Source organism: Pseudomonas sp. Irchel 3H7, from assembly GCF_900187605.1.
Classification (GTDB): Bacteria; Pseudomonadota; Gammaproteobacteria; order Pseudomonadales; family Pseudomonadaceae; genus Aquipseudomonas.
This window is the reverse complement of the sequence record NZ_FYEA01000006.1, coordinates 21785-39853: the sequence shown is the minus strand read 5'-3', so window position 1 is coordinate 39853 and position 18069 is coordinate 21785. Positions and strand designations below refer to the sequence as shown.

Annotated in this window: 16 protein-coding genes; 2 read left to right on the top strand and 14 right to left on the bottom strand. The window is 61.1% G+C overall.

Annotated elements, in window-relative coordinates; translation table 11 throughout:
- Positions 1-20 precede the first annotated feature (20 nt).
- Together CKW38_RS12555 and rluC are read right to left on the bottom strand one after the other, a co-directional pair.
- Entirely contained in the window at positions 21-683 is a 663-nt protein-coding gene (locus CKW38_RS12555) for an HAD-IA family hydrolase (protein WP_007908241.1), read from the bottom strand.
- Positions 670-1629: a 23S rRNA pseudouridine(955/2504/2580) synthase RluC gene (rluC, locus tag CKW38_RS12550; protein ID WP_095112881.1), complete on the bottom strand. Its 960-nt coding sequence runs from the start codon at positions 1627-1629 to the stop codon at positions 670-672. Before rluC ends, CKW38_RS12555 begins: the two co-directional genes overlap by 14 nt.
- Before the next feature lie 699 nt (positions 1630-2328).
- Between rluC and rne the strand changes: the two genes are divergently transcribed.
- Complete coding sequence (rne, locus tag CKW38_RS12540) at positions 2329-5550, top strand: ribonuclease E (RefSeq protein WP_095112880.1); 3222 nt, start codon at positions 2329-2331, stop codon at positions 5548-5550.
- A gap of 295 nt (positions 5551-5845) precedes the next feature.
- Here the strand turns inward: rne and CKW38_RS12535 are convergent, their stop codons facing one another.
- From CKW38_RS12535 to CKW38_RS12480, 12 genes are all read right to left on the bottom strand, one after another.
- Positions 5846-6442: an NTP transferase domain-containing protein gene (locus CKW38_RS12535; protein WP_095112879.1), complete on the bottom strand. Its 597-nt coding sequence runs from the start codon at positions 6440-6442 to the stop codon at positions 5846-5848.
- The gene (locus CKW38_RS12530; protein ID WP_095112878.1) at positions 6439-7419 is read right to left on the bottom strand and encodes an XdhC family protein; all 981 of its coding nucleotides are present in this window, start codon (positions 7417-7419) and stop codon (positions 6439-6441) included. Before CKW38_RS12530 ends, CKW38_RS12535 begins: the two co-directional genes overlap by 4 nt.
- Positions 7419-9740 (bottom strand): xanthine dehydrogenase family protein molybdopterin-binding subunit, encoded by a 2322-nt coding sequence (locus CKW38_RS12525; protein WP_095112877.1) that lies wholly within the window; start codon positions 9738-9740, stop codon positions 7419-7421. The genes CKW38_RS12530 and CKW38_RS12525 overlap by 1 nt, the downstream gene beginning before the upstream one ends.
- Positions 9737-10207: a (2Fe-2S)-binding protein gene (locus tag CKW38_RS12520; RefSeq protein WP_095048621.1), complete on the bottom strand. Its 471-nt coding sequence runs from the start codon at positions 10205-10207 to the stop codon at positions 9737-9739. Before CKW38_RS12520 ends, CKW38_RS12525 begins: the two co-directional genes overlap by 4 nt.
- A 248-nt stretch (positions 10208-10455) precedes the next feature.
- Positions 10456-11475 carry a UDP-N-acetylmuramate dehydrogenase gene (murB, locus tag CKW38_RS12515; RefSeq protein ID WP_095112876.1) on the bottom strand — a complete coding sequence of 340 codons (1020 nt, stop codon included), beginning with the start codon at positions 11473-11475 and terminating at the stop codon, positions 10456-10458.
- Positions 11472-11936, bottom strand: a complete 465-nt coding sequence (locus tag CKW38_RS12510) for a low molecular weight protein-tyrosine-phosphatase (RefSeq protein ID WP_095112875.1) — start codon at positions 11934-11936, stop codon at positions 11472-11474. The genes murB and CKW38_RS12510 overlap by 4 nt, the downstream gene beginning before the upstream one ends.
- Entirely contained in the window at positions 11936-12700 is a 765-nt protein-coding gene (gene kdsB, locus CKW38_RS12505; RefSeq protein ID WP_095112874.1) for a 3-deoxy-manno-octulosonate cytidylyltransferase, read from the bottom strand. The genes CKW38_RS12510 and kdsB overlap by 1 nt, the downstream gene beginning before the upstream one ends.
- Complete coding sequence (locus tag CKW38_RS12500; RefSeq protein ID WP_003174668.1) at positions 12697-12882, bottom strand: Trm112 family protein; 186 nt, start codon at positions 12880-12882, stop codon at positions 12697-12699. The genes kdsB and CKW38_RS12500 overlap by 4 nt, the downstream gene beginning before the upstream one ends.
- Before the next feature lie 21 nt (positions 12883-12903).
- Entirely contained in the window at positions 12904-13914 is a 1011-nt protein-coding gene (gene lpxK / locus CKW38_RS12495) for a tetraacyldisaccharide 4'-kinase (RefSeq protein WP_007908225.1), read from the bottom strand.
- Complete coding sequence (locus tag CKW38_RS12490; RefSeq protein WP_007908223.1) at positions 13914-14342, bottom strand: biopolymer transporter ExbD; 429 nt, start codon at positions 14340-14342, stop codon at positions 13914-13916. Before CKW38_RS12490 ends, lpxK begins: the two co-directional genes overlap by 1 nt.
- A complete protein-coding gene (locus CKW38_RS12485) occupies positions 14339-14974 on the bottom strand; it encodes a MotA/TolQ/ExbB proton channel family protein (protein WP_007908216.1) in 636 nt (211 codons plus the stop codon). Before CKW38_RS12485 ends, CKW38_RS12490 begins: the two co-directional genes overlap by 4 nt.
- Before the next feature lie 101 nt (positions 14975-15075).
- Entirely contained in the window at positions 15076-17310 is a 2235-nt protein-coding gene (locus CKW38_RS12480; protein ID WP_095112873.1) for a DNA internalization-related competence protein ComEC/Rec2, read from the bottom strand.
- 136 nt (positions 17311-17446) lie between these two features.
- On the opposite strand from CKW38_RS12480, the gene CKW38_RS12475 reads away from it, so the two are divergent.
- Positions 17447-17965 (top strand): DUF2062 domain-containing protein, encoded by a 519-nt coding sequence (locus tag CKW38_RS12475; protein WP_007908202.1) that lies wholly within the window; start codon positions 17447-17449, stop codon positions 17963-17965.
- The last annotated feature ends 104 nt before the right edge of the window (positions 17966-18069 follow it).

The following is an 18069-nucleotide window of genomic DNA, read 5'->3' as shown; positions in this document are numbered from 1 at the left end:
TCCACCCCAGCAAAAACGTATTAAGCCTGCTGTTCCAGCCAGGCATGCAATTCACAAAAACGGTCGATCGACAGACGTGGCTCGAACTGCTGCAGCGATTCGATCGATTGCGCGCCATAACTGACCGCCACCGAGTCCATCCCTGCGTTACGCGCCATCAGCAGATCGAAGGACGAATCGCCGACCATCAGCGCCTGCTCCGCACGCACACCGCAGTGAGCAAGGATCTGCTCCAGCATCAGAGGATGCGGCTTGCTCGCAGTTTCATCGGCAGCACGGGTGATATCGAAATAATCTTCCCAGCCATTGGCCTTGAGCACCCGATCCAGCCCGCGACGATTCTTGCCGGTGGCGACGGCCAGGTGATAACCCTGCTCGCGAAAGGACGCCATCGACTCGACAACGCCTTCGAACAACGGCGAAGGCACGGCTTCCGCGGCGATGTAGTGATCGGCGTAATACTCGCGAAACAAGGTCATTTCGGCATCGCTGATCTCGGGATACAGCGTGCGAATCGCCTCGGGCAAACCCAGACCGATGATGCCTTTGACGGCAAAGTCATCGCGCAACTCGAAACCGGAGCGCCCGGACGCCGAGTGCATCGCCTCGACAATCCGGTGAATGGAGTCGGCCAGCGTGCCGTCCCAATCGAAAATCAGCAGTTTGTAATCAGATGGGCGCACTCAATCGCTCCACGGTCTTGGCCCACATTTCATCGACCGGCGCCTGCAAGGTCAGCTTGCCGCCATCGGGCAGCGGCACGGTCAGCATGTAGGCGTGCAGGAACAGGCGCTTGCCGCCCAGATCGCCGATTTCCTTGGTGAAATCCTCATCGCCGTACTTGCTGTCGCCAGCAATGCAATGGCCAGCATGCAAGGTGTGCACGCGAATCTGGTGAGTACGACCGGTAACCGGTTTAGCCTCGACCATGGTGGCGAAATCACCGAAACGGCGCAGCACCTTGAACATGGTCAGGGCTTCTTTGCCCTCGTCATTGACTTCGACCATGCGCTCGCCGGAACGCAGATTGCTCTTGAGCAATGGCGCACTGACTTTCTTGATCGAAGTCGCCCAGTTGCCGCGCACCAGCGCCATGTACCGCTTGTCGACGCCATCGCCGCGCAACTGCTCATGCAAGTGACGCAACATGCTGCGCTTTTTCGCGATCATCAGTAGGCCGGAGGTGTCACGGTCGAGACGGTGAACCAGTTCCAATTCCTTGGCATCGGGGCGCAACTGACGAAAGGCTTCGATCACGCCGAAGTTCAGGCCGCTGCCACCGTGAACCGCAATGCCGGCGGGCTTGTTGATCACGATCAGGGCTTTGTCTTCGAAGACAATCGAGGCTTCCAGGCGCTGCAGCAAACCCTGTGCAAGTGGCACCGGTTCGTCACGCTCAGGCACGCGAACGGGCGGCACGCGCACGATATCACCGGCCTGCAGCTTGTATTCGGGCTTGATCCGACCTTTGTTCACGCGCACTTCGCCTTTACGCAAAATGCGGTAAATCAAGGTCTTGGGCACGCCTTTGAGCCGGGCGAGGAGAAAGTTGTCGATTCGTTGGCCGGCATACTCCGGCGAGACTTCAAGCAATTGAACGCCTGGAGTCGAAGGGGCAGTAGTTGTCATGCCGCGGATGATAACAATTTTTATGGAATTGAAGCACTTAATCATTGCTGCTATAGTCGCGAACGCCGCCAAAAGCGGCCTGGACAGAGGAACCACGGTCAAAAACCGGCCCTGACCAACGCAATTCACCAGGACGCGAGGCCGTCCTACGGGGCTTTCGCTACGTAACGGTGGAGTTTGCAGTTGTAACAAGCGCAGGTGACATGAGGCCTGAATTACACCGCCGAGCAGAGTTTTTACTCGCCTGGCAGGCACACATTCAAGGCCAGTTCACAAAGTGCAGTCAGCTGCAGATGACCCCGAGCGAATGCTTCGGAAACAACGCCTGAATTAGCCATGATGCGTGACCTCCCCTATCGGAGCTCACGGTAAATGCCAACCCGCTGCGGATTCTGCGCGCGGCAGCACCCGAATTATCAGGGATACGTGTAGGGTGGAGATGCACAACCGCCGGACTGTGTAGCAATAGGCTTTATCAAGACGCTTCATCTCGTCCACAGCCGCTGGTTGATTCCTCCTCCTGACTGAGTGCTTAAGTAGCCACAGCAAGCAGGACGCGTACGTCGCTATATCGGCCCAATTGGCCGCATATCGCTGGACACGGGAATGGCCAACCACTCCCGACGCACCTGACACCGACCGTGAGAAGTCGTGTGTGCCGAACGCCGTTTCCGGCAGCCCGGAAACCGACGGTACTACATGAAAAGAATGCTGATTAACGCAACTCAACCCGAAGAGTTGCGTGTTGCACTGGTAGATGGCCAACGCCTCTACGACCTGGACATCGAATCCGGTGCACGCGAGCAGAAGAAGGCCAACATCTATAAAGGCCGCATCACTCGCATCGAACCAAGCCTTGAGGCTGCCTTTGTCGATTTCGGCTCCGAGCGCCACGGCTTCCTGCCCCTCAAAGAAATCTCCCGCGAGTACTTCAAGAAAGCCCCTGAAGGCCGCGTCAACATCAAGGACGTCCTGAGCGAAGGCCAGGAAGTCATCGTTCAGGTTGAAAAAGAAGAACGTGGCAACAAGGGCGCAGCCCTGACCACCTTCATCAGCCTGGCCGGTCGTTACCTCGTACTGATGCCGAACAACCCGCGTGCCGGCGGCATCTCCCGTCGCATCGAAGGCGAAGAGCGCAACGAATTGCGTGAAGCGCTGAACGGTCTGGTTGCGCCAGCCGACATGGGTCTGATCGTGCGCACTGCCGGCCTGGGCCGCAGCAGCGAAGAAATGCAGTGGGACCTCGATTACCTGCTGCAACTGTGGACCGCCATCAAAGAAGCCTCGCTGGATCGCTCCGCGCCTTTCCTGATCTACCAGGAAAGCAACGTGATCATCCGCGCCATCCGCGATTACCTGCGCCAGGACATCGGCGAAGTGCTGATCGACAGCGTTGAAGCCCAGGACGAAGCCCTGACCTTCATCCGCCAGGTGATGCCGCAGTACGCCAGCAAGATCAAGCTGTATGAAGACAGCGTGCCGCTGTTCAACCGTTTCCAGATCGAAAGCCAGATCGAGACCGCTTTCCAGCGCGTCGTTGAACTGCCTTCCGGCGGCTCCATCGTTATCGATCCGACCGAAGCTCTGGTGTCCATCGACATCAACTCGGCGCGCGCCACCAAAGGCAGCGACATCGAAGAAACCGCTCTGCAGACCAACCTTGAAGCCGCCGAAGAAATCGCCCGTCAGTTGCGCCTGCGTGACATCGGCGGCCTGATCGTCATCGACTTCATCGACATGACCCCTGCCAAGAACCAGCGCGCCGTGGAAGAGAAAGTCCGCGAATGCCTGGAAGCCGACCGCGCTCGCGTGCAGATCGGCCGCATCTCGCGCTTCGGCCTGCTGGAAATGTCCCGTCAGCGCCTGCGTCCATCCCTGGGCGAAAGCAGCGGCATCGTCTGCCCGCGTTGCAACGGCACCGGCATCATCCGTGACGTTGAATCGCTGTCGCTGGCGATCCTGCGCCTGATCGAAGAAGAAGCTCTGAAAGACCGCACTGCCGAAGTGCGCGCTCAGGTGCCGATCCCCGTCGCCGCGTTCCTGCTCAACGAAAAACGCAACTCGATCACCAAGATCGAACTGCGCACCCGCGCTCGTATCGTCATCCTGCCGAACGATCACCTCGAAACGCCGCACTTCGAAGTTCAGCGTCTGCGTGACGACAGCCCGGAAGCCGCGACCAACCAGTCCAGCTACGAAATCGCTGCTGCCGCTGCTGAAGTCGAAGAAGTTCAGCCAGCCGCTGCGACCCGCACCCTGGTTCGCCAGGAAGCTGCGGTCAAGACTGCTCCGGCCCGCGCCAACGCTCCGGTTCCGACCGAAGCCGCCGCGCCTGTTGCTCCGGCACCGGCGCCAGTTGCCGCGCCAGAGCCAAGCCTGTTCAAAGGCCTGGTGAAATCGCTGGTCAGCCTGTTCGCCACCAAAGAAGAGCCTGCCGCTCCGGTTGTGGTTGAAAAACCAGCCACCGAGCGCCCGGCCCGTAACGAAGAACGTCGCAACGGTCGTCAGCAGAGCCGCAACCGTAATGGTCGCCGCGATGAAGAGCGCAAACCGCGTGAAGAACGTGCACCGCGTGAAGAACGCGCCCCACGTGAACCGCGCGAAGAGCGTGCGCCACGCGAAGCCCGTGAAGTCCGCGAGCCTCGTGAAGCCCGCACCGAAGCACCAGTTGCCCGCGAAGAGCGCGCACCACGTGCTCCGCGTGAAGAACGTGCGCCACGTGCACCGCGCGAAGACCGCAAGCCACGTGGCGAGCGCGAAGAGCGTGTACGTGAACTGCGCGAGCCACTGGACGCCGCTCCAGTGACTGCAGACACCGCAGTTGTTACCGCTGAAGAGCGCCCGGCCCGTCAGCCACGTGAAGAGCGCGCACCGCGTCCGCCGCGTGAAGAGCGTCAGCCACGCGCCGAACAGGCCGCTGCTGCCGTCGCTGAAGAAGAAGTGAACAGCAACGAAGAGCAACTGCCGGAAGACGGTTCGGAGAACGCCGAAGGCGATCGTCCACGTCGTCGTTCGCGCGGTCAGCGTCGTCGCAGCAACCGTCGTGAGCGTCAGCGTGATGCCAACGGCAACGTGATCGAAGGTTCGGAAGAATCCGAAGCCGGCGAAAACGGCGAAGGCCCAAGCACTGCCGATCTGGCTGCTGGCCTGGCGGTGACCGCCGCTGTTGCCAGCACCGTGATCAGCGCCCCGGCTGAAGCACAAGCTCACGAGCAAGCCGAACGCGCCACCGCTGCTGTTCAGGAAACCGCTCCAGTGGAAGCGCCGGTAGTTGAAGCGACCACTCCGGTAGAAGTGGTTGCTGCTCCGGAAGTCGAAGTGGCACCGGTTCAGGAAACCTTGCCTCAGGTAGAGCCAGCTCCAGCCGTGGTTGCCGAGCCGGTGGTTGAAACCGTCGCTGAAACCGTGACTGAAACCGTGCGTGAAGTTCGCGAAGAGCAGACCGCTTTCAACTGGGTTGCCGAACCAGCAACCGCTGAAACGCCTGCGCCTGTGGTTGAAGCACCGGTTGTTGAAGCGCCAGTGTTCGAAGCGCCAGTAGTTGAAGAAACCAAGGTTGCCGAGCCAGTGGTCGTTGCTGAACCAGCGCCCGTTGTCGAAGCGCCAGTGGTTGCCGAAGCGCCAGCCCCGGTGGTTGAAGCACCGGCTCCGGTCAGCGCTCTGACGCCAAGCGGCCGCGCGCCGAACGATCCACGTGAAGTGCGTCGTCGCAAGCGTGAAGAAGAGCGTCTGCAGAAGGAAGCCGAACTGGCTGCCGCAGCTGCTCCAGTCGCTGCCGTGGTCGAGGCAGCTCCTGCCCCGGTCGCTGAAGAAGCGGTAGTTGAAGCGGTGATCGCTGAAGCACCACGCTCCGTTCAGGACGCGGTCGAGCAACACCAAGAGGCCGAGGAAAAAGAGCACGAGCCTAAACCTCTCGTGTAATTCCCAAAGCCGTTAAAAAGCCCCGCCTGATTATTCAGGCGGGGCTTTTTTATGCATCGATTTTTGTGGTGGATTCTAGATTCCCCCCTCACCCCAGCCCTCCCGAAACGTCGGACCGACCCCAGGGGGCGAGGGGGAAAGGGAGCCGATCTCCGTGTACTTCAAGGCCGGTGCTCGACTCGAAGTTTGGGTCGGTGCACCTCGAAAGAACACGTCGGTCAGTCCCCTCTCCCTCTGGGCGGTCCGACGTTTCGGGAGGGCTAGGGTGAGGGCTTCTAAGGAATTCACACAGACCTCAAGACGAGGCAAAAACCAAAGCCTCAGGCACATCGATATCCCACAGCACACCAGGGTCATCGACAGCAATCTCCACCACCCTACCCTGCTTGAACAAAGGCCGAGCCCCACGATCACCGCTCAACCCCTGCAACCCCGGACCAAACGATCGACCAAACCCCACAGGGTGACCAAACTCGCCATCCTGCACCGGTACACTCACCGCATCGTCAGCAATCGCCGCAACCACACGCTCAATACTCGACGGCAAGATAAACGGCATATCCCCCAGCACAATCAACCAGCCATCAGCATCCGGGCACGCGGCAATGCCAGCGGCAATACTGTCCCCCATCCCGGTCGATTCGATCGAGACCACGTCACAACCATAAGCCTGCGCCATGCGCATCACCTGCGGCCGTGCCTCGGTCGTCACCAGCACGCGCTTGTCCAGACTGGCCGGCAGATTCACCAGCACCTGCTCGATCACCGAACGCACCGCACCATCCCGCCCGGTGCAGTCAGCCAGCAACTTGTCCTTGTCGGCACCCGCCACCTGGCGAAAGCGACTGCCCTCGCCCGCCGCCAGCACAATCACTGCAATGGATCGACTCATGTGCCCTCCAGGGTTTTTTTCTGCTTCAGTTCGACGCCGTTCTTGATTGCGACGATTTCCGCCAACAACGACAAGGCAATTTCCGCCGGCGAATGACTGCCGATGTGCAAGCCGATCGGCCCGTGCAGTCGATTGATCGCCTCTACCGACAAGCCTAGCTGAGCGAGATTCTCCCGACGTTTCTGACTGTTGACCCGCGAGCCGAGCGCGCCAACATAGAAGGCTGGCGAATCCAGCGCCGTCAGCAATGCCATGTCATCCAGACGCGGATCGTGAGTCAGCGCGACAATCGCCGTGCGCTCATCGGTCTGGATGCTCAGCACCGCGTCATCTGGCATGCCCGGGACGAAACGCCCGTGATGCTCCTCCCAACCGTAGACAAACTCGGTGCGCGGATCGCAGATCAATACCTCGAAATCCAGCAGTCGAGCCATGTCCGCGACGTAGCGGGACAACTGGCCGGCGCCGATCAACAGCAGACGCCAGCGCGGACCGTAAATGGCGCGCAGGGTTTTGCCATCGAATTCCAGCGCATCGCTTTTGCTCGCCGGTGACAGAAGCACTTCGCCGGTTTCGATGTTCAGTTCGCGAGCAACGATCTCGTGAGCCTCACAACGGGCCAGCAATTCGGCAACCCAGGCAGGGTCGCCGACGCGCTCTTCGGTCAGGCGCAACGTGCCGCCGCAAGGCAAGCCAAAGCGCGCCGCCTCTTCACGCGTGACGCCATAAGTAATCAACTGCACCGGCGGCCCATCGGTGGCGATCCGTCCATCGTGCAGGCGGGCGATCAAGTCATCCTCGACGCAGCCGCCCGACACCGAACCAATCACCACGCCATCCTCGCGCAAGGCGAGCATGGCGCCGGGCGCCCGGGGCGCAGTGCCCCAGGTCTGCACCACGCTGAACAGCACCACCCGCTGCCCGGCGCGGCGCCATTCGAGGACGCTGCGCAGGACATTGAGGTCGACGCTGTCCATTACGCCTCTGCCTTCTGCCAGCCCTGCAACTGATAACGCACCGGCAGATTGCGGATGCGCTTGCCGGTGGCGGCGAAGATCGCGTTGCACAGTGCCGGCGCAATCGGTGGCACGCCCGGTTCGCCAACGCCGCCCAACGGCACGTCGCCCGGCGGTGTCACCAGATGCACGGCAACTTCCTTCGGCGCCAGCGACATGCGCGCCACTTCGTACATGTGGAAGTTGTCCTGCTGCACCTTGCCGTCCTTGAAGCTGATTTCGCCCAGCACCGCGTTGCCCAAGCCCATCACGCAAGCGCCTTCGAACTGCGAACGAATGCGCTCGGGGTTGATCTGCGGCCCGCAGTCCACGGCAATGTCAGCCTTGTGCACGATCAGCGTACCGTCGTCTTTTACTTCAACCTCAATCACCGCCGCCACATAGGTGACGAAGCTGTAATGCACCGCCAGACCCAGACCACGGCCCTTCGGCAGTTTGCGTCCCCAACCGGCTGCTTTCGCGGCGGTTTCCAGCACGGTGCGCATGCGCCCGGTATCGATTGGATAACGCTCGGGCGATTCGCCGTAGTTCCACTCTTCGCTCAAGGTGCGCGGGTCGATCTGGCGATCCGGGCCGAGCAGTTTGATCTGGTATTTGAGCGGATCTTCGCCGGCCTTGTGCGCCAGCTCATCGACGAAACTCTGGATCGCGAAACCATGGGGAATGTTCGACACCGAGCGATACCAGCCGACTCGCGTGTGCACGGTGGCTTCGGGATTTTCCAGACGCACATTGGGAATCGCGTAGGCCATGTTGGTGAAGCCCATGCCCAGTTCGAATGCCGCTTCATGGTTCATGCCCGGCGCGAACAACGCAGTGATGCTCGGTGCCACGGTGCGATGCAGCCAACCGGACGGCATACCGTCCTTGGCCACGCCCGCCTTGAGGTACTCAGCAGACACAGTGTGGAAATACGAGTTGTGGATGTCATCTTCACGCGTCCACTGCACCCGCACGGCTTTACCGGGAAACTCTTTGGCGAGAATCGCTGCTTCAACGACGAAGTCCGGTTTCGACTTGCGGCCGAAACCGCCGCCAAGCAAGGTGACGTTGAAGGTGACATTGTCGAACGGCAAACCAAGGCGCTCGCCGATTCGCTCACGGGTGACTTGTGGCGCCTGACTCGGCGCCCACGCTTCGCAAACGCCATCCTTGTAACGGGCGATGGCGACCATGGGCTCCATCGGTGCCTGCGCCAGGTGCGGCAGGTAATACGAAGCTTCGAGCGTACTCGCGGCGCCGCTCAAGGCCTTGTCGATATCGCCGGTGTTGCGCACCACCTTGCCAGGCTTCAGCGACGCAGCTTCCAGTTCCTTGCGATAGGCGATCGAGTCATAACTGGCGTTCGGCCCATCGTCCCATTCGATTTTCAGCGCCTCGCGGCCCTTGATCGCTGCCCAGGTATTGCTGGCCACCACGGCCACACCGCCCAACGGTTGGAATTCCGAAGGCAACGGGCGACTTTCGATCTGCAGCACTTTGAGTACGCCAGGGACTTTCAGCGCGGCGCTGTCATCCAGCGATTTGACCTTGCCGCCGTACACCGCCGGACGGGCGATGGTCGCGTACAACATGCCATCGAAATGCACATCGGCGCCGTACACGGCACGACCGTTGACGATGTCGTCACCGTCGATGGCTTTGCTGCCTTCCTTGCCGATGTAGCGAAATTCCGACGGTTGCTTGAGGCGCAGACTATCACGCGCCGGCACTGGCAACGCACTGGCGGCAGCGGCGAGTTCGCCATAGCCCAGTTCACGGCCGGACGGTTTGTGCAGCACTTTATGCAACTGCGCGTGGCATTCGCCGACCGGCACTTTCCACTGCGTAGCGGCAGCTTGCTCGAGCATGGTCCGCGCCGCCGCGCCACAACGTCGCATCGGCTCGTACCAATGACGCATGCTGCGCGAACCGTCAGTATCCTGGTTACCGAAACGCACTTCATCGCCCGGCGCCTGTTGCACTTTGACGTGCGCCCAGTCGGCTTCCAACTCGTCGGCAACGACCATGGTCAGACTGGTGCGCACGCCCTGGCCCATTTCCGAACGGTTGCAGACCACGGTGACGGTGCCGTCAGCGGCGATGCTGACGTAGACCTTCGGATCATCGATCCAGCCATTAGGCATGCCATCGGCGCCGAACTGTTTCGGTTTGTCCTCGGCCAACGCATCCTGCCAGCCCCAACTCGCCGCCAGCACCAGCGCACCGGTGGCGCCGACGCCTTTGAGAAAACCGCGACGGCTGAGATTGCTCAGGGCGAAATCATTCGGAAGACGGCTCATGCCTTGGCCTCCTTCAAGTGAGTGGAGGCCTGACGAATAGCGGTTTTGATTCGGTTGTAGGTGCCGCAGCGACAAATATTGCCGACCATGGCTTCTTCGATCTGCTCGTCGCTCGGGTTCGGGTTGGTCTTGAGCAACGCGGTGGCCGACATGATTTGCCCGCCCTGACAGAAACCGCATTGGGCTACAGCGGTGTCCAGCCAGGCTTGCTGGACGACCTGACCCACCGGGTCGGCGTGCAGGTTATCGATGGTGGTGACGTTCTGTCCGACCACCGAGCCGATCGGCGTGATGCAACTGCGCGCGGGCAAGCCATCGATATGAATGGTGCACGCGCCACACAGGCCCATGCCGCAGCCGAATTTGGTGCCGTTGTAACCGGCGACATCACGAATCGCCCACAACAGCGGCATGTCTTCGGTGACATCGAGGGGATGGTCTTGACCGTTGAGTTTCAGGGTAATCATGGGCACGCCCGCATATTTTTAGTGGTTATGGGGTCGAGCAATCTGCCGCCGGAAAATCAGCGGTGTGGTTCACGCAGATCGACTCAGGCTAATCAGGCTCTCTCGTGCCGACGGGAACGTCTGCACCGGGCCTTTGGTGGAGCAAATGACGGTTATCGTTAGCTCGCTAAGTTAACCCAGCGTTAACAAAAAAGCCCTGCACTTTTTATCAGTGCAGGGCTTTGGGTGGCGCTTTTGAAAGCGTAGCCTCAATAGCGGTTAGGCTCCATCTCCAGCTCGACATCGAAACGTTCGGCAATGTCTTTCTGGATGCGTTGCGCGAGGTCGAGCAGTTGCAAACCGGTTGCCGCGCCGTAGTTGACCAGCACCAGCGCCTGCAATTTATGCACGCCGGCATCGGCCTCACGGAAACCTTTCCAGCCGGCACGCTCGATCAGCCAACCCGCCGCCAGTTTCATCTGCCCGTCCGGTTGCGCGTAAGCCACCACGTCCGGGTGCTGCGTTTTGATTTGCGCGACGACGGCCGCCGTCACCAGCGGATTCTTGAAGAAGCTGCCGGCATTGCCAAGCACCGCCGGGTCCGGCAGTTTTTCACTGCGGATGCTGCAGATGGCGCGACTGACGTCACTTGGCGTCGGCTGCTCGATACCCTGCTCGGTCAGGCGCTGACGCACCGGGCCGTATTCCAGATGCAGATGCGCGACGCGATCCAGTTTGAAGCGCACGCGCAGAATCAACCAACGCCCAGGCTGCTGCTTGAACAGGCTGTCGCGGTAGGCAAAGTTGCACTCTTCGAGGCTGAAGTCGCGCAACTCGCCGGTCTGGCGATCCAGCGCGGTCAATCCGGCAAACACATCCTTGATCTCGACACCGTAGGCACCGATGTTCTGCATTGGCGCAGCGCCGACGGTGCCGGGAATCAGGCTGAGGTTTTCCAGTCCGGAAAAACCCTGCGCCAGCGTGTATTGCACAAAGGGATGCCAAGGCTCGCCGGCTTCAGCTTCGATCACCACACGATTGCCGTCATCACTGACCACGCGGATCCCCCGCGTCGCCATGCGCAGCACCAGCGCCGGGATATCTGCGGTCAGCAGCAAGTTGCTGCCACCGCCGATCACCAGCATTGGCACGTCATGTGTTTTCGCATAAGCCAACGCCTCACGGACATCGGCGTCGCTATGGGCCTCGGCGAACAGTTGCGCGCGAACATCTACGCCAAAACTGTTGAACGGTTTCAGGGAAACCTGCGGTTGCACCTGCAAACTCATAACCGGCCCTTCACTTCGATCAGCAGTTGGTCACAGGCCGCTTCGATCAGATCCAATACCTGCTCGAAACCCTGATCACCGTCGTAATACGGATCCGGCACTTCATCGACCAGCCCGGCATAACGGCGCAGGAACAGATCCAGTTCAGCCTTGCCGGTGGATGGTTGCAAGGCTTTGAGGTTGCGCAGGTTGCTGTTATCCATGGCCAGAATCAGATCGTAACTGGCGAAGTCAGCACGGCTGACCTGCTGCGCGCGTTGCGCCGACAAGTCATAACCGCGCACTTTGGCGGCGGCCTGGCTGCGTTTGTCTGGCGGATTGCCGACGTGCCAGTCACCGGTGCCGGCGGAGGCCACTTCAACCTGATCCGCCAGCCCCGCTTTACGCAGTTTGTGGCGCAACACGCCTTCAGCGGTGGGCGAACGGCAAATATTGCCCAGGCACACAAACAGAACGCGCATCAGGCCTCCAGCAGGCGACGAACGCGCTCAAGGTCTTCGACGGTGTCAACTCCGGTCGGTGGCGCGATCAACGCGTCAGCAACATGAATGCGCACGCCGTGCCACAGGGCACGCAGTTGCTCGAGGGATTCAGTGTTTTCCAGCCAGCACGGCCCCCAGTTGACGAAATCCTGAAGGAAACCGGCGCGGTAGGCATAAATGCCGATGTGGCGACGATACGGCACGCCTTCCGGCAGTTGCTCGCGGCTCTTGGCAAACGCATCGCGTGCCCACGGCAAGGTCGCGCGGCTGAAGGTCAGCGCCAGACCGTTGATGTCACTGACGACCTTGACCACGTTCGGATTGAACAGGGTTTCCACGTCCTCGATCGGCTCGGCCAGCGTGGCCATGCGCGCTTCGGTGTGGGTGGCGAGGTTGGCGGCGACCTGATCGATCACGCTCGGTGGAATCAGCGGCTCGTCACCCTGCACGTTGACCACGATCGCGTTAGGCTCGAGGCCCAGTTTCGCCGCGACTTCGGCCAGACGGTCGGTGCCGGAATTATGGTCTTCACGGGTCAGCACCACTTCGGCGCCAAAGGCCTCGCAGGCCTCGACGATGCGCGCATCGTCAGTCGCAACCACCACGCGGCTGGCGCTGCTTTTGCTCGCCTGTTCCCAGACGTGCTGGATCATCGGCTTGCCGGCGATGTCCAGCAGCGGTTTGCCCGGCAGACGGGTCGAGGCGAAACGTGACGGGATGACAACGGTGAAGGCAGTGGTCATTTATCCAGACGCTCGTCGGTGGTCAGGGTACGGGCTTCGCTTTCGAGCATCACCGGGATGCCGTCGCGGATCGGGTATGCCAGACCGGCGCCCTTGCTGATCAACTCGGTCTTGTCGGCGCTGAGCTTGAGCGGGCCTTTGCAGATCGGGCACGCGAGGATATCGAGCAATTTGGTGTCCATGAACATTCCCTGAGTAAAGAGTTAAGGCAAAAGCCGATCGGGCAACAGGCGCATCAGCTGCGTGTCAAACCAGGCCACGAAGGCCGGCGACGGCACGGCATCGACCGCCAGATACCACCAGTCGGCTGTAGCGAAGGCACGGCACTTCACCGCGTCCTTTTCGGTCATCACCAACGGCAATGACGGTGTGAAATTCAAGGCCTGCACGCTGTATTCGGCGTGATCGGCAAACGCGTGGGGCACTGCGCGCCAGTCTAGCGCTTCGAGGGTATTGAAGAAACGTTGCGGATTGCCGATCCCGGCGACCGCGTGCACGGCCTGGCCGGACGGGAAATGATCGAGCGACTTGCGCTCGCCACTGCGCAGATTGACCAGCGCGGTGGGTTGCAGACGGAAAGCAAAACCGTCGTCTCGGTCTTCAGTGGCACCATTGAACAGCACGCCGTCGACGCTTTGCAGGCGCTCGATCGGCTCCCGCAACGGTCCGGCCGGCAGACAACGCTTGTTGCCCAGACCACGGGCGGCATCGATGAGCACCAGTTCCAGATCTCGCGCCAGACGGTAATGCTGCATGCCGTCATCCGACAGGATCAGATCCAGCGGTTCGCTGGCGAGCAAGGCTTTGACGGCGGCGCTGCGATTGGGGTCAATCATCAACGGTACGCCGGTGCGCTGGACGATCAGCAGCGGTTCGTCTCCGGCAATGTCGGCGGCTTGATCGGCCTCAACCCGCCACGGCAACTGCGGCGGTTTGGCACCGTAACCACGGCTGACCACGCCGACGCGCAAGCCGCTGCGCCGACAGTGCTCGATCAGCCAGAGAATCATCGGTGTCTTGCCGGTGCCACCCACGGTGATGTTGCCGACGACGATTAACGGCACCGGTGGCTGATAGATCTCGCCCTCACCGTCGAGAAAGCGCTGGCGTTTTTTGACCACCACGCGGCGGTACAACAACTCCAACGGCCGCAGCAACGTCAGGGCCGGGTGCCCCTGATACCACGCGGCTAGCAAACGATCGGACAGACTCATCAGGATTTCGGCGCCGCCTCGACCGTGGTCATGCGCAGATGGCTGAAACCGAGCTTGCCGGCCGCGTCCATGGCGGTGATCACTGATTGATGCTGAGTCTTGCCATCGGCACTGATCGACAACGGCATGTTGGTGTCGCCGTTGGACTCTTTCTGCATGGCTTCCATCAGGGTCGCCAGATCATTTTTCGGCAAAATCTTGTTGTTCACCGAAAACACGCCCTCAGCGCTGATAGCCACATCAATCTGCTTGAGCTGCTGGTCTTCGGCCGGTGAGCCGCTGACCGCTTCCGGCAGGTCGACGCGCAACTGGGTTTCACGGGTAAACGTGGTGGTCACGACGAAAAACAGCAGCAGGATAAACACCACATCGATCAGCGATGCGAGGTTGATGTCGATGGTTTCCCGAGGCTTGCGACGGAATTTCACGCGCGGCCCTCGGCCAGATCGACGTCACGGTCGCCCTGCACCACTTCAACCAGTTTGATCGCTTCCTGCTCCATACCGACGACCAGTTCATCGATGCGGCGCTGCAGGAACCGGTGGAAGAACACTGCCGGAATACCGACCATCAAGCCCGCCGCCGTGGTGATCAGCGCTTTCGAGATACCGCCGGCCAATACCGAGGCATTGGTGGTCATACCTGAACCGGTGAAGGCACTGAAAATGTCGATCATGCCCAACACCGTGCCCAGCAGGCCCAGCAGCGGCGACATGGCGGCAATCGTGCCCAGCGCATTGACGTAGCGTTCGAGCTCGTGAATAACGCGGGCGGCGGCTTCTTCAATGCACTCTTTCATGATCTCGCGACCATGCTTGGAGTTGGCCAGACCGGCGGCGAGGATTTCTCCCAGCGGCGAATTGGCGCGCAATTCCTTGAGCTTTTCTTTATTGAGCTGCTTGTCCTTGATCCACACCCAGACCTGGCCCAGCAGATGCTCGGGGGTGACGCGACTGGCGCGCAGGGTCCACAGGCGTTCGGCGACGATCGCCATGGCCGCGATGGAGCTCAGAATGATCGGCAACATCATCCAGCCGCCGGATTTGACCAATTCCCACACAGTGACAGTCCCCTCGAAAAAGTGCGCCACTTTACCATACCGATTCACGATTAAGACCCGCCGCCCCGACGACCGTGATGCCCCATTCGCCCACGCCCCGATCAACGGGCCAGTGCGGGCGGATCACGCCAGAAACGCCGTTGCTGACGCATTGTGCGTGGCGCCTTGAAGGTACCCAGTTGCAGATGAATGGCGCCCTGCTCGGCGCTGTCGTACATGTGCAGATTCAATTTGCGATAACGCGCCAGCACGGTCGGGTGCGGATGGCCGAAAGAGTTGCCATGGCCTCGCGAGATCAGCACGGACTCAGGCTGCAAGACTTTGAGCAGCGCCATGGACGATGAACTGCGGCTGCCATGGTGCGGCGATTGCAGCCATTGCGTCGGCACGGCCAGCGGACTGTCGAGCAGCAAGCGCTCGGCATGGCTGTCGATGTCGCCGGTCAGCAGCAAGCGCTCGCCATTGGCCTCGATCTGCAACACGCACGAACGCTGATTGCTGTCGTGAGCCTCCGCCCACTGCCAGAGCTGAAAACGCACGCCGTCCCATTGCCATTGCTGGCCGCTTTCGCAGGCTTCGGCGCCCAATTGCGCGGGCAGTGCCGCCGGATCGCCGCTGAGCACATGAGCGACGGTCAAACCGCGCATGATCGCCAGAGCGCCACCCGCGTGATCGGCGTCCGCATGGCTAAGCAGCATCCGGTCAAGTTTCTCTACACTGAGCTTGCGCAACGCGGGCAGTACCACCCGTTCGCCGAGATCGAAATCGCCAAAGCGTGGCCCGGCGTCATACAGCAGCGTGTGATGACGGGTGCGGATCAGAATGGCCAGGCCTTGGCCGACATCGAGTTGCCAGACATCGGCCAGCCCTTCATCCAGACGCTCGCGGGGCGGCACGACCAGCAGCAATAGCAATGGCCAGCCCAGTGCACGCATCGGCACGCCGCGCGGCAACAGCAACAACACGGCACCGAGGCTGCCGAGCAACCAGACCCAACCCGGCACAGCGGCGGCTGTCCATGCCGGCCACTGCCCGGCGATCACGGCCAAAGTACGAAACAGCGCATCGATCAAACCGCCGGCCAGCCACAAAAGACCTTCACCGACATACGGCACCGGCAACATTAACGTGCCGAGCAGTGCTGGCGGCAATACAACCAGGCTGACCCAAGGCACTGCCAACAGGTTCGCCAGTGGTCCGCTAAGACTGATCGGCAGATTCAGTGCCAGCAACACCGGACACAGACCGATGGCAATCAACCACTGCGCCCGCGTCCAGGTTTGCCACCAACGCCACGCGCCCAGCCGACCGCCAAAGGTGAAGATCAACACGGCAACAGCGGTAAAGGACAGCCAGAACCCGGGGCGCAGACTGGCCAGGGGATCGAGCAAAAGCACCGCATTGAACGCCAGCAACAACGGCCACCATGCACCAAGATGACGAAAACGCAGGCGCCACAACAGCACCAGACCGACCATCACACAGGCGCGCTGTACCGGCACGTCGAATCCTGCGAGCAGGCCATAACCGAGCGCCGCCGCAAATGCCAGACCACAGGCCCACGGCAACCAGGGCCAGCGCAGCGGCCACAGGCCAAAACGGGCCAATCCGCTGACCAGCATGTACATCACTGCCGCCAGCAAGCCAATGTGCTGACCGGAAATCACCAGCAAGTGCACGGTGCCGGTGTCCTGCAAAATCTGCCAGTCCTCGCGACTGAGTCCCGAGCCATCGCCCAGCACCAGCGCGGCCAACGCGCCGCTTCGCCCCTGCGCATCCACACTCAGCAAACGCTGGCGAATGCTGTCGCGCCAGGCCCAGCGTGCGGCTGTCAGGCGCTGGCCATCCTTGATCGTGCCGGTGGCGCCGATGCGTTGCGCCAGCAGCCATGCTTCGTAATCGAAAGCGTGCGGATTGAGCAATCCACCCGAACGCTTGAGCTTGACCGCTAATCGCCAACGCTCGCCACTGTTGACCGGCGGGCCGGCGTACCAGGCGAGTCGCATCAGCGCCGGCAGTTTTTCATGCCGTGAGTGTGCATCGGCCAATTCGAAGCGCACCACGCCATCGCTGTTCTGCGGCAAACCGACGACCCGCCCTTCAACCCACCGGGTTTCGCCATCCAGCCCGATCGGCAAGCGATCATTCAGCGCCCACTGCGCACCGACGCTGGCCCACGTGAAGCCAAACAGCAAAAACGCCAAGGGGTAGCTGCGAAACGGCAGCAGCATCAAAGCCACGACCGGCAACAGCACCATCAACCAGACCGGCGGTAGTGCCGGCATAAAAACCGGGGCCAGCAGACCGACTGCGAGCGCCATCATCCCTGTGCGCATAAGCCCGTCCTTGAGAGTCCCGCTTTTAGGCATAGCGGGTGTCGGGCACAAGCGTCGTCAACAATTGTCACAAAGTCTGAATGGGCGCTTCGTAGAATCCAGACATACTTGCCGCCTTAACCGACCGAGAAGCCTTATGCCCCGGCGCTTATTCAAACGTTACATGCCCGACCCGACGAGCATCAGGGAACACAAATCCTTACGCTTTCTCGGCAAGTTGCTGCATGACCCGAACCTCTGGCACCTCAATCGCCACTCGGTCGCCCGAGCGATGGCCGTCGGCCTGTTCGCCGCATTCCTGCCGATTCCGGCGCAGATGCTGGTGGCGGCTGCCCTCGCCGTCATGGTGCGAGGGAATATGCCGATTGCGGTCAGTCTGGTGTGGCTGACCAATCCGATCACCATGCCGGCAGTGTTTTTCTGCACTTATCAGGCCGGGGCGTTTTTGATGGACGTGCCCGCCCGGCATCTGCCGGATGAGCTGACCTGGGAATGGATCAGCGGCGAGTTGTCGACGCTGTGGCAGCCGTTTCTGCTCGGTTCGGTGGTGGTAGGGCTGGTGCTTGGCGCCCTCGCCTACTGTCTGGTGATGATGTATTGGCGCTGGTGGGTCGCGCGGCAATGGGCGCGGCGCAAGAAAAGCCGCATGCGCTGAATGCAAAACGGCCTCCACAATGGGAGGCCGTTCTGGTTTGTGGCGTCTGCATTCGCGAGCAGGCTCACTCCTACATTGGAATTCGTTCCCCTGTAGGAGTGAGC

What these genes read in the sequence shown, in the direction of transcription:
- lpxK (WP_007908225.1), bottom strand. Translation starts at nt 13,914, where the DNA reads ATGAGTCTGTCCGATCGTTTGCTAGCCGCGTGGTATCAGGGGCACCCG.
- murB (WP_095112876.1), bottom strand. Translation starts at nt 11,475, where the DNA reads ATGAGTTTGCAGGTGCAACCGCAGGTTTCCCTGAAACCGTTCAACAGT.
- CKW38_RS12520 (WP_095048621.1), bottom strand. Translation starts at nt 10,207, where the DNA reads ATGATTACCCTGAAACTCAACGGTCAAGACCATCCCCTCGATGTCACC.
- CKW38_RS12500 (WP_003174668.1), bottom strand. Translation starts at nt 12,882, where the DNA reads ATGGACACCAAATTGCTCGATATCCTCGCGTGCCCGATCTGCAAAGGC.
- CKW38_RS12480 (WP_095112873.1), bottom strand. Translation starts at nt 17,310, where the DNA reads ATGCGCACAGGGATGATGGCGCTCGCAGTCGGTCTGCTGGCCCCGGTT.
- CKW38_RS12510 (WP_095112875.1), bottom strand. Translation starts at nt 11,936, where the DNA reads ATGCGCGTTCTGTTTGTGTGCCTGGGCAATATTTGCCGTTCGCCCACC.
- rne (WP_095112880.1), top strand. Translation starts at nt 2,329, where the DNA reads ATGAAAAGAATGCTGATTAACGCAACTCAACCCGAAGAGTTGCGTGTT.
- CKW38_RS12535 (WP_095112879.1), bottom strand. Translation starts at nt 6,442, where the DNA reads ATGAGTCGATCCATTGCAGTGATTGTGCTGGCGGCGGGCGAGGGCAGT.
- kdsB (WP_095112874.1), bottom strand. Translation starts at nt 12,700, where the DNA reads ATGACCACTGCCTTCACCGTTGTCATCCCGTCACGTTTCGCCTCGACC.
- CKW38_RS12475 (WP_007908202.1), top strand. Translation starts at nt 17,447, where the DNA reads ATGCCCCGGCGCTTATTCAAACGTTACATGCCCGACCCGACGAGCATC.
- CKW38_RS12525 (WP_095112877.1), bottom strand. Translation starts at nt 9,740, where the DNA reads ATGAGCCGTCTTCCGAATGATTTCGCCCTGAGCAATCTCAGCCGTCGC.
- rluC (WP_095112881.1), bottom strand. Translation starts at nt 1,629, where the DNA reads ATGACAACTACTGCCCCTTCGACTCCAGGCGTTCAATTGCTTGAAGTC.
- CKW38_RS12530 (WP_095112878.1), bottom strand. Translation starts at nt 7,419, where the DNA reads ATGGACAGCGTCGACCTCAATGTCCTGCGCAGCGTCCTCGAATGGCGC.